General features: G+C 34.1%; 10 protein-coding genes. 3 read left to right on the top strand and 7 right to left on the bottom strand.

The features are described from left to right. Positions 1-4 precede the first annotated feature (4 nt). Together CSUIS_RS04365 and trmA are read left to right on the top strand one after the other, a co-directional pair. On the top strand, positions 5-751 hold the full coding sequence (locus CSUIS_RS04365) for an SDR family NAD(P)-dependent oxidoreductase (protein WP_086236675.1): 747 nt from the start codon (positions 5-7) through the stop codon (positions 749-751). Positions 752-754: 3 nt separating this feature from the next. Further along, positions 755-1,852 carry a tRNA (uridine(54)-C5)-methyltransferase TrmA gene (gene trmA, locus CSUIS_RS04360; RefSeq protein WP_086297382.1) on the top strand — a complete coding sequence of 366 codons (1,098 nt, stop codon included), beginning with the start codon at positions 755-757 and terminating at the stop codon, positions 1,850-1,852. Positions 1,853-2,521: 669 nt separating this feature from the next. Here trmA and CSUIS_RS04355 read toward each other — a convergent pair. From CSUIS_RS04355 to metE, 4 genes are all read right to left on the bottom strand, one after another. After that, on the bottom strand, positions 2,522-4,165 hold the full coding sequence (locus tag CSUIS_RS04355) for a cation acetate symporter (RefSeq protein WP_086297380.1): 1,644 nt from the start codon (positions 4,163-4,165) through the stop codon (positions 2,522-2,524). After that, the gene (locus CSUIS_RS04350; RefSeq protein WP_086297377.1) at positions 4,162-4,503 is read right to left on the bottom strand and encodes a DUF485 domain-containing protein; all 342 of its coding nucleotides are present in this window, start codon (positions 4,501-4,503) and stop codon (positions 4,162-4,164) included. Before CSUIS_RS04350 ends, CSUIS_RS04355 begins: the two co-directional genes overlap by 4 nt. A gap of 297 nt (positions 4,504-4,800) precedes the next feature. Beyond that, the gene (locus CSUIS_RS04345; RefSeq protein ID WP_086297375.1) at positions 4,801-5,751 is read right to left on the bottom strand and encodes a methylenetetrahydrofolate reductase; all 951 of its coding nucleotides are present in this window, start codon (positions 5,749-5,751) and stop codon (positions 4,801-4,803) included. 52 nt (positions 5,752-5,803) lie between these two features. Beyond that, positions 5,804-8,065 (bottom strand): 5-methyltetrahydropteroyltriglutamate--homocysteine S-methyltransferase, encoded by a 2,262-nt coding sequence (gene metE / locus CSUIS_RS04340; protein ID WP_086297373.1) that lies wholly within the window; start codon positions 8,063-8,065, stop codon positions 5,804-5,806. Between the two features lie 158 nt (positions 8,066-8,223). Here metE and CSUIS_RS08495 point away from each other — a divergent pair, with 158 nt between their 5' ends. Next, positions 8,224-8,373: a hypothetical protein gene (locus CSUIS_RS08495; RefSeq protein WP_192940165.1), complete on the top strand. Its 150-nt coding sequence runs from the start codon at positions 8,224-8,226 to the stop codon at positions 8,371-8,373. A 116-nt stretch (positions 8,374-8,489) separates the two neighbouring features. Here CSUIS_RS08495 and CSUIS_RS04330 read toward each other — a convergent pair whose 3' ends face one another. Genes CSUIS_RS04330 through ilvN form a run of 3 tightly spaced genes read right to left on the bottom strand, consistent with a single transcriptional unit; the run spans position 8,490 to position 12,008 of the window. Beyond that, a complete protein-coding gene (locus CSUIS_RS04330) occupies positions 8,490-10,580 on the bottom strand; it encodes an RNA degradosome polyphosphate kinase (protein WP_086297370.1) in 2,091 nt (696 codons plus the stop codon). Between the two features lies 1 nt (position 10,581). Continuing rightward, positions 10,582-11,544 (bottom strand): UDP-3-O-(3-hydroxymyristoyl)glucosamine N-acyltransferase, encoded by a 963-nt coding sequence (lpxD, locus tag CSUIS_RS04325; protein ID WP_086297368.1) that lies wholly within the window; start codon positions 11,542-11,544, stop codon positions 10,582-10,584. After that, positions 11,544-12,008, bottom strand: a complete 465-nt coding sequence (ilvN, locus tag CSUIS_RS04320; RefSeq protein ID WP_086224528.1) for an acetolactate synthase small subunit — start codon at positions 12,006-12,008, stop codon at positions 11,544-11,546. The genes lpxD and ilvN overlap by 1 nt, the downstream gene beginning before the upstream one ends.

Below are 12,008 nucleotides of genomic sequence, written 5' to 3'. Positions count from 1 at the left end.
ATATATGAAAAATACAGCTTTTATAACTGGAGCTACTTCTGGTTTTGGGGAGGCGATGGCTAGGGCTTTATCTAAAGATGGTTATAAGCTAATCTTGCTTGGTCGCCGTAAAGATAGGCTAGAGAATCTAGCAGATGAATTGCCAAATTCTCATATAATTGCTTGTGATATTAGGGATAAAAATGCTCTATTTAAAGCTATTGATGAGCTACCAAGTGAGTATAGAGATATTGAAATTTTGATTAATAATGCTGGGCTTGCCCTTGGGCTTGAGAGAGTTAATGAGGCGAGTTTAGATGATTTTGAGACTATGATTGATACCAATATAAAGGGACTTTTATACGCTACTAAGGCTGTTTTGCCTATTATGACTAAGAGAAAAAGTGGCTATATATTTAATCTTGGCTCCGTAGCTGGTCAGTGGCCATATCCTGGTGGGAATGTATATGGTGCTACTAAGGCTTTTGTAAAGCAATTTAGCTTTAATCTTAGAAATGACTTAAAGGGTGATAATATAAGGGTTACAGAGATTGCTCCTGGCATTGCTAAGACTGAATTTAGCCTAGTAAGATACAAAGGAGATGAGCAAAAAAGCGATGCTGTCTATGATGGGACGAAGTATCTAAGCGCTGATGATATCGCAAAAATCGTGCTTGATTGTATAAATTTACCCAAACATGTCAATATAAATAGCCTTGAAGTTATGCCTACGACGCAGAGTTGGGCTGGATTTTTCTTTGAAAAAGAGTAGGGCGTGGATTGTAAATATTTACATAAATGTGGTAGTTGCGCCTTAACGATTAGCTATAATGAGCAAAAGAAGCTAAAAATCGCTAAGATAAAAGAGCTTTTTGGAAAGTTTTATAGCGGGGAATTTGAATTTTTTCAATCAAATGAGGCTGGATTTAGGAGTAGGGCGGAGTTTGGTATCTGGCATGAAGATGGCGATATAAGCTACTGTATGCGTGGGGTTAATTCTCAAAAATTGCCAATTGATAGCTGTCAAATAGTGGATTTGAAAATATCAAATTTAATGCCTAGACTGCTAAATGCTATTAAAGATGATGAGGCTTTAGTGGGGCGGCTATTTGGTGTGGAGTTTATCAGTTCGGCTAAAAGCTTGGTGGCAACACTTTTGTATCATAAGGATATAGATCAAATTTATGATAATCTAGCAAGATTACAAAGCAGATTAGAAATCGGCTTGATCGCTAGAAGTAGGGGAGTGAAGCTAGAATTTGGCAATGTAAATATCGATGAGATATTGATGGTAAATGGGCGTAAATTTTACTATACTATGAGTGATACTGCCTTCATCCAGCCAAATAGAAATATGAATGAAAAGATGATTTCATGGGCTGTAGATGGGATTATGGGTGGGGCTGATTTAATAGAATTATATTGCGGTCATGGTAACTTTACTTTACCTATTAGTTTTAAATTTAATCAAGTTTTAGCTACTGAAATCTCAAAAAGCTCAATCAATATGGCTTTAAAAAATTGTAAATTAAATAGCGTAAATAATATCAAATTTGCTAGATTAAGTGCTGCTGAGATAATGAGCGCAATGGCTAAAGAGCGAGAGTTTGAAAGATTGCGTGGTGTAGATCTAGATAGTTATAAATTTAGCCATATATTAGTCGATCCACCTCGTGCTGGGTGTGAGGATAGTGTGCTAAAATTTATGAGCGGGATTGATAATATTATCTATATTTCGTGTAATCCACATACACTTAGAGATAACCTAAATATTTTATCACAAACTCACAAGGTGGTTAAATTTGCCATTTTTGATCAATTTGTCCATACTAACCACATAGAATGTGGCGTAATATTAGAAAAATTCAATTAAGATTACTTTCTTTCTATTTTTAATCATACTTTTAAATATATTAAGCTAAATTTAATTTTTGCATTCAAAATTTATATCTTTTTATATAGTATAATTTTACATAAAATAATACACATACAAAAGTCAAATATTTCACCTTAAATTTTATGGATAAATTACTATCATACAAAAGGTAAAGTCAATTAAAATATGGTAAAATCGATATATTAATATATAAAAATAGGTTGGAAATTGCTAAATTTATTTTAGTTTGAAAATTATAGTTTTCAATACAAAATATATAAAATAGTGCGTATTTTACTATTTTTAATCATTCTAGCTTGGGTTTTTATTTTGAGTTAAGATTTTGGTTTTCAGATACAAAAATATATAAATTATGGCTTTTAGCTTTTATTTATTATTATGTTTATTGATTTTAATTTTGAAATATTACCATTTTGATGTTTTAAGTATTGATTAATATGGGTTTATTTGATTTTAAAATTTATCGTTCATAATGCTTATTTAAATTTGCTTAACTCTAGATAATTAATTTTAGTCTGTGTATAGGCTACAATTGCTTATTTTATATCGGTAATTCAAGCTAAAAAATAGATAAATTTAAATAAAAGATATAAGAAGTAGAAATAAAATATGGTAAATAGGGGATTTATACACTCCCCTACTCTATTAATGCGATATGGCTCCACTAGCACCAATGCCAGTTTGTGCTCTGAAATCTTGAGCTTCAAATCCAGTTCTATCCACTTTAGCCCTTTGTGAGTTATCTAGTTTAGATATGATATAGATAGCTATAAATGTGATAGGCATACTAAATATTGCAGGATAATTATAAGGGAAAATAGCACTCTCAAATCCAAGCACACTTACCCAGATACTAGGACTTAATGTAACTAGACTAATTACGCCAAATAGTCCTATCAAGCCACCATAGAATACACCTTTTGTGCTAAGCCCACGCCAATATATACAAAGTAAAATTATAGGAAAATTTACACTAGCTGCTATGCTAAATGCAAGTCCAACCATAAATGCTACATTTTGCCCTTCAAAAGCCATACCAAGTAAAATCGCTAGTAATCCTAGAGCTATTGTAGCTCTTTTAGTTACTTTCATCTCTTGTTTTGCATCGCATTGTCCATTTTTGCAGACATTGACATACAAGTCATGGCTGATAGCTCCAGCTCCAGATATGGTAAGCCCAGCCACAACAGCTAAGATAGTAGCAAAGGTTACAGCACAGATAAATCCATAAAATATATCTCCGCCTAGCACTTTAGAAAGCTCTATTGCCTCCATATTTGCTATACCATTAAATTTACCATCAGCTCCTATAAATTCAGGATTACCAAGCAAAAATGCGATAGCTCCAAAGCCTATAATAAATGTTAAAATATAAAAATACCCTATAAATCCTGTAGCGTAAAATACAGATTTTCTAGCCTCTTTGGCATCTTTTACTGTAAAAAATCTCATTAAAATATGAGGTAATCCAGCAGTGCCAAACATCAAAGCAAGCCCCAAAGATATAGCAGATATAGGATCAGATAGTAAGCCACCAGGTCTCATAATATCTTCGCCATTAGGGTGATTTGCAATGGCTAAATCAAAATATAAGCTAAGATTAAATTCAGAGCGATAAAGTATCATAATAGCCATAAAAGTAGCCCCACCTAGCAATAATCCAGCCTTAATAATTTGCACCCAAGTAGTAGCGTGCATACCGCCAAAAGCCACATATAATATCATCATAATTCCTACGATAACTACCGCTACTTCATAAGGCAACCCAAAAAGAACTTGTATCAAACTTCCAGCACCAACCATTTGAGCTATAAGATAAAATACAATAAGTATAAGTCCGCTAATTGCTGAGATTACCCTTACAGGCTTCTCATCTAGTCTATAAGCAATAATATCTGAAAATGTAAATTTTCCTAGATTTCTAAATTTTTCTGCTATCAAAAATAGCACAATAGGCCAACCTACAAGCCATCCTATTGAATATACAAGCCCATCAAAACCGCTGTGAAATACAATCCCTACAATCCCTAAAAAGCTAGCCGCACTCATATAATCCCCAGCTGTGGCCATACCATTTTGAAATCCAGTGATATTGCCCCCAGCAGTGTAAAATCCAGAAGTGGATTTTGAAAGCTTATTGGAGTAATATGTAATTCCAAGTGTAGCTAAGACAAAGATAGCAAACATCACAATCGCTACAATATTTAGCTCACTTTTTGCTCCATTTAAATCTAAGCTAGCCCCATAAGAATAGGCAAAAAATAGTAGTGATATTATAAATACTCTCATTCTAACCCCTTTATACCATATTTTTGAGCGTTATCTAATTTACCATTTGATTTTAGTATTTCAATAATTTGCATTTGCTCCTTATCAAAATATTTATTTGCAAATAGCGTATAAACGCCAGTAGATAATATGGCGATAATGATTATCGACACACCACAAATAATCCCAAGCGTAATAGAGCTAGGTCCTATTTTGTATCCTAAAATATCGGGATAAAAACCAATAGCTAGTATAAAAGCGAAAAATATAGCAAAAATTCCGCAACTCATCAAAACGCAAAATCTATTTCTAAAAGAGATAAATTTATTATATCTCTTTAAAATATCTTGATTTTTCATCTTGCCTCCCTATTTTTATTTGAGCTACAATTCTATCTCAATCATAGGGATTAATCAATAAGATATTTTTATTAGAATATTAATTTAAAATTATATTAATCTTATTAAAGATATATAAATTAATTATATATTACTAATTATATTTTTATCTTTTATAAATATTAATATATATGATTTATAAAAATTATCAATAGATATAAGATTTATATTTAATAAAATTATATGATAAATTTAAATATATAAGATAATTTTGCGTAGTATTAATCCAAATTTGAAAAATATCTTAGAAATTTATCTCTATTCATCAAATTTAGACGCACTTTGAACTCTGCTTTTGGTATTTTCTAATGAGTCCTTTTCTATAATTGAGATAATTCCTTTTAAAAGTTTGATAGAAGCCTCTATTTCTACTTTGCGAGTAGAGATACTCTCCACATTAGCCCCTATGCTAACTCCTTTTGTAAGACCATATTTATATAAAAACTCAAACATATCAAGGCTTAATTTCACTGAATTTTCTAAAGCATCACTACTATTAAAAATCCTACGCTTAGATAGCTCACTTATGGATATTCCTAGCCACTGCATAAATTCAAAAGTCTTTTCATTGCCACAAGGCGTAAATGTAAAAATTATCGGAGTATTCTTAATCCCCAAAGCAGCAAAATCATCTAAAAATTTCTTAGCAGTCTCAATATCATAAACAGCTTGAGTGATGAAAAACTCACACCCCTTAACTCGCTTAGAGGCTACTCGTAGATCTTCATTGTTTTTTTTCATATGACGCTCTGGAATGCAGATACCACCAAGCGTTATGGTATTTGCGATCTCCTTTTTCATCTTATAGGCTTCATTTAGAGTAAGTCTAGGAGTATCACTAGCTGAGCTAGCCCCTACAAATACGCTTATAGCATTACTATGAGATAGCAAAAAATCTCTAAATTCGCTCTTATCATAGTTGCCAACGGCCTTATATATCACAGATTCATAGCGATTTTGTAAATAATCCTTAGCATAAATTTCAGGATTTATCGTTCGGACAAATTCAAATGTCCTATTATCTGAGTTACGACTACTCTCATCTTGTAAATCATAGATTACTAAGCCATCTATCTTTATCCCTTCAAGCCTTTGAAGTTGCTTTAAGGCTATCTCTTTAGCTTTATCTTCGCTTAGACTAATTTTGGGCGGAGTAAGACCATATAAAATAATTCCCGATCTACCTTGTTTTATCTTATCTTTTAGCATATATCTCCAAATTTACTTAGTAGAGCCAACCGAAGTTAGCTCTGTAAATAAATTAACTCATACGGACTATTTTAACCGCTTTTACCATATTTTCTAGGCTTGGCTTTACCTCTTGCCATTTGCGTGTTTTTAATCCGCAATCTGGGTTTATCCATAGTTGAGACTTAGGTAGAACTTCTAAAAGCGCATTTATCTGAGTTGCTATCTCTTCAACTGTAGGAATTCTAGGACTATGAATATCATATACGCCTGGACCAACTTCTTGTTTATAGCCAACTGATTTGAATATTTTTAATAGCTCATTTCCACTTCTAGCAGTCTCTATACTGATTACATCGGCGTCCATTGCTTCAATGGTTTTGATAATATCGTTAAATTCAGAATAACACATATGAGTGTGAATTTGCGTGGTTTTATCTGCTACGCAAACGCTTAATTTAAAGCAATCAACAGCGAATTTCTCATATGCTGGGATATTCTCTTTACGAAGTGGATACCCCTCTTTAAATGCCGCTTCATCAACTTGAATGATTTTGATACCAGCTTTTTGTAAGTCATCGATCTCATCATAGATACAAAGTGCAAGCTCTTTAGCTATATCACTTCTTGGCTTATCATCACGCACAAAGCTCCAATTTAGGATAGTTACAGGGCCTGTTAGCATACCTTTCATAATCTTTGAAGTTTTGCTTTGAGCGTATGTGATCCACTCTACAGTCATTGGTGCTGGACGGCTCACATCTCCAAATAGAAGTGGTGGTTTAACGCAGCGACTACCATAGCTTTGCACCCAACCATTAGCGCTAAATGCGTATCCTTTTAGCTGTTCGCCAAAATACTCAACCATATCATTTCTCTCTGGCTCACCATGAACTAATACATCTAATCCGCACTCTTCTTGGAATTTGATACAATCATCAATATATTTTTTAATCTCACTCTCATAGGACTCTTTTGTGATTAGAGATTTTTTATATGCGTTGCGGACTTGGCGAAGCTCTGGAGTTTGTGGGAAACTACCAATTGTAGTAGTAGGAAGTTCAGGTAGGTTAAATAATGCTTTTTGGGCTTTTATACGCTCTTCATAGGCTGTATCTCTATCAAATTTAGTTAGTGATTTAACTCTATTTTGAACATTTATATCATTGATTAAATCTGAAGTTTTTCTAGAGGCTATGGCTGCTCTGTTGGCTTCTATTAGGCATTTGCCAGTTTCACAAAACTCGCCACCATTTACCAATTTTTTTAGAATTTTAAGCTCTGTAAGCTTCTCAACACCAAAGGCCAACCACTCTTTTATAGCCAAATTATCTTCATATTTTAAAGTATATGGCACATGTAATAAAGAGCACGAAGTTCCGATATATAGGCGCTCATCTGGGATAAATTCTTTTATTTTATTTGCGATTTGAGCCTTAGCATCAAGGTTACTAACCCACACATTTCTACCATCTATCAAACCAGCAAAAAGCACCTTATCGCTATTAGATAGTATCTCAAGAGCCTTATCTTGAGATGAGGCATGGACAAAATCCAAACCTATAGCCCAAATTTTGCTTTTTACTACTTCTTTAACCGCTTCATTTGCGTGTTCAAAATATGTCATAAATATGATTTTGACACTGTTTGCAGCAGTGGCTAAAGCATCATAAATTGGCACTATTTTATCTGCTAATTCGCTAGCTTTATCAGTTACAAATATCGGCTCATCAATTTGAATAATAACCTCACTATCAAGCTTTGAAAGCTCACTAATTAGCTTGACATATTGCTCACTTAAAGCATTAAGGTGGTCAAATGCATTGCTACCATCTGTTGTTTTGCTAAGTGCTAAGAAGGTAATAGGACCAATTAGATTGATTTTGGCTTTATCAACCCCAGCTTCTTTAGCCTCTTTATACTCAGCGACAATTTTACTGCTATCTAGCTTAAATTTAGTATCTCGGTTAAGCTCTGGCACGATATAATGGTAGTTTGTATTAAACCACTTTGTCATCTCCATAGCTACGCTATTTGCATTTCCTCTAGCCATTGAGAAGTATAGATCATATCCGCTAAGCCCAGCAAATCTAGGCGGAATAGCACCAAAAGTGATGATATTATCAAGCATTAAATCATAATATGAAAAGTCATTTACACTGATTAGATCTACTTTTGCATCTATCTGATAGCCCCAGTGGCGTTTTTTTAGCTCACTAGCTACATTTTGAACTTCATTAAAGCTAGTTTTACCAGCCCAAAAACTCTCAAGGGCAAATTTAAGCTCTCTTTGTTCGCCTATTCTTGGAAATCCCGTTACAAAACTTTTTGACATATTATTTATCCTTATATAATTATTTTAAAAATTAAATTTAAATTCTACTATTGGCAAAGTTGCGCATCTCAAAAAGCACAAGCGGCGGCCAAAGTCCATGAAATCTATAAAATTGGCTAAAATCGCTAAAATAGAATTTTTTTAATTTTAATAACGCTATGCGAGCTTTGCGTCTAAATACGCAGTTGCAATGCGTAGGAAAAGCTACTATAAAGGCCAAATATGATATAGCACTTATAAATGAGAGCTGTAACCTAACTAAAAATATAAATTTATCTTTATTTAAAGCTTTAGAAATAGCACGATAAGCAAGCACACATGGGACAGCTCATAGCCTTGTATCCTTAAAAATTTAAAATTTGGCCAAAATTCTATCAAAAATCTTATAAATAATAGCTGAAATAGCCCTGTTTAAGCAAGGCTATTAACTCTCTTTAAAGAGTTTTGAAGCTAGAATTTGAACTTTATCTTGGTCGCTTGATTTTTTCATTGTTTTAAAGATTTTATTTAGATAACCTTCGAAAAATTCGTGATTATTTATCGCTTTTTCATTTGGAGCTCTTACCACACTGCTATACTCTCCATCGCTACCTAATTCAAATGCTAACTCATTATCTTGGATTTGTAAGCGTAAAATTTCGCCCAATTTCCCTTGTGATACCGCATCAGTAATAGGCGTCATAAGCTCTAATCTTCTTTCTAAATTTCTAGGCATCCAATCAGCACTACTTATGTAAAATTTAGGATTTGCGTGTTTAAAATAGAATATCCTAGCGTGTTCTAAGTATTTACCTATGATTGATCTGACCTTGATATTTTCACTCATTCCTGGCACTCCTGGACGAAGACAGCATATACCTCTTATGATTAAATTTATCTGCACTCCAGCATTACTAGCCTCATATAGAGCTTTTATAACATCGCTATCTACTAGGGCATTCATTTTGGCTATAATTCTGCCTTCACTTCCCATTTTTGCTTCATTTTTAATCATTGCTATTACACGCTCTTTAATCTGCATTGGAGACATTGATAGCTCATTTAAGCGACGATTTTTGCTAAATCCTGATAAGATATGAAAAAATGTAGTAGTATCCTTAGCCACATCATCTCTAGAGGTAAAATAGCTAATATCTGTGTAGATTTTGGCACTACTTCCATTATAGTTTCCAGTACCTAGATGGATATAGAAATTTAGCTTATCTCCAATTTGGCGTATAACTTGACTAACTTTAGCATGAACTTTAAATCCAGTAATTCCATATATCACATGAGCCCCAGCATTCTCTAATGCTTTAGCCCAGTGAAGGTTATTTTCTTCATCAAATCTAGCTTTTAACTCCACCATTACCGTAACTTGCTTTCCATCGTTGGCTGCATCTATAAGGGATTGGATTATGGCTGAGTTCTTCTCCACTCTATAAAGGGTCATTCTAATAGATATAACTTTTGGGTCTTTGGCTGCTTCTTTGATAAATTGCGTTACAGGATCAAAGCTCTCATATGGATGAAATAGCAACACATCTTCTTTATCAATAGCATCAAACATAGAGACATTTTGACCAAATGGCGGTAAAGTCTTAGGCGTATATGGTGGCAATAATAGATGAGAAAACTCTTTATCAGAGATAATCTGCCAAAGCGCCCCAAGTGTCAAAGGTGTGCTATATTCATATATATCTTTATAGAAAATTTTCATATGTAAATTTAGAAAATCTAAAATTTCAGGATCGCAACCAGAGTCTATTTGTAATCTTACAAACGCACCTTTTCGGCGAAGTTTTAGCCCTTGTTCTAAAATAAGCATAAAGTCATCGGCCTCTTCTTCTTCTATTACCATATCAGCATTTCTAGTAACCCTAAAAGCACAGCTACTAAGTAGCCTATAGCCAGGAAATATCTCGCCTGCATGCTTATGGACTATACTCTCAATTGGCACATATACGCCATTTCCAGCATAGTAAAATCTAGGTAATACTCTACTAATCCTAATCATACCAAATTTGACAATCTCAGGATGAGCATCATCGCATAATTTAACCGCTAAGGCAAAGCTAAGATTATTAAGATGAGGAAAAGGGTGCGTAGGATCAACCGCAATTGGCACAATAACAGGCAATATATTTGAGAAAAAGTACTCATCTGCCCTAGCTTTAATCTCATCGCTTAACTCTTCATAATTTTGTATATACAATCCATGCTCAGCAAGCTTACTAACGGTATCTTTATAGTAAGCTTCTAGTAGTTGTTGCTCATCTTTTAGATACTTTCTAATCTCTCTTAGCTGATCTAGTGGAGTCATCTCATCGCTACCGCTTACTACTATACCAGCGGCAAATAGCTGCTTAAGCCCAGCTATCCTAATCATATAAAATTCATCTAAATTTGTGCAATATATCGCTATAAATTTAAGCTTTTCTAATAGTGGAAGATCTTTGCTGCATTGAGCTAAAACTCTAGAGTTAAACCTAAGCCAAGATAGCTCACGATTGATAAACATATCTTTATTTTCCATATTAACTTCCCTTTTTGTCGTTTTTACCACTAAATTCTCGTAAAAATCTAGCTTGAGTCTTTAGCCAATCTTTAAGCTCTATAAGTGGATGTCCGCCATACTCCTTGCTACCTTCAATGCTCTTTGATACAGCACCACGCCCAGCTATCTTAGCAAAATCACCAATGCTTAAATGCCCCGCAGTTCCACTCTGACCGCCCATTATAACATTACGACCAAGCTTAGTGCTTCCTGCTAGACCAACTTGAGATACTAAGATACTACCATAGCCAATTTCGCAGTTATGGCCTATTTGGACTAGATTATCAATTTTTGAGTATTTACGCACGATTGTAGGCTCGAAAACCCCCCTATCTATCGTAGTACAAGCTCCAATCTCCACGTAATCTTCTAAGATTACCCAACCATTATGATATATCTTAATATGCTCTCCAGTCCTTGTGTGTGCGTAGCCAAATCCATCGCTACCTATTACTGAATTTGCGTTTATTATACACTCATTGCCAATTATACTATCGGCGTATATTGTTACATTTGGGTGGATTATACACTCATTGCCAATTTGGACATTATCACCGATATATGCCCCTGGCATAATTAGACTATTTTTACCAATGCTAACTCCGCTACCTATATATACATTTGGCATTATAGTTACGCTCTCATCTATATTTGATGGTTTAAATTCCCTAATTAGCGGTTTTGAAAAGTGCTTTGATAAGATAGCAAAGGCAAGATGTGGATTTTCTACCACGACCGCCCTACCCTTTACCATATCAACCATATCTTTAGTCACTAGCACAGCACCAGCTTTACAATCAGCTAAATACTTTGTATTTTTAGATGAATCGCAGTAGCTCATCTGTCCTTGCTTAGCTAAAGCTAGGGAGCTAAGTGAGGCAATCTCCATATCATCTCCGCTAAATTCTAATCCTAAAATAGAGTAAATTTGACTTAATTTCATCATACTTCCATCATTACTGAGCCGCTTCGGACTATTTGTATTGGGTTATATTTTTTCATAACTTTAATAAAACAATCAATTCTAGCAGAGTTATCACAGCCCATTACTATTATGTATTGTTCATTTGCGTTAGCTACTATAGCGTTATATGATTTTAGTATCGCATCAAGTCCGCTAAAATCCTCATTTAGTGAAATTTTGATAAGCGCCATCTCTTTTTCTACATATTCGCCACTATCATCTATAACTTTATAAGTTGGTATGAGTTTGTGAAGTTGCTTAACGATCTGCTCAAATACCCTAGCATCGCCACTTGTGGTGATCGTAACTCTAGAAAATTCACTCTCTGGCACAGGAGCTACAGTCAAAGAGTCTATATTGTACCCACGCCCTGAAAATAGCCCAACTATACGGCTTAAAACCCCGTGTTCATTTAATACAATTGCAGAAATAACCCTTCTCAT

This window comes from Campylobacter porcelli (assembly GCF_002139855.1).
GTDB classification, from domain to species: domain Bacteria; phylum Campylobacterota; class Campylobacteria; order Campylobacterales; family Campylobacteraceae; genus Campylobacter; species Campylobacter porcelli.
Note: the sequence above shows the minus strand (reverse complement) of the source record. Positions and strands in the feature narration are given on the sequence as shown.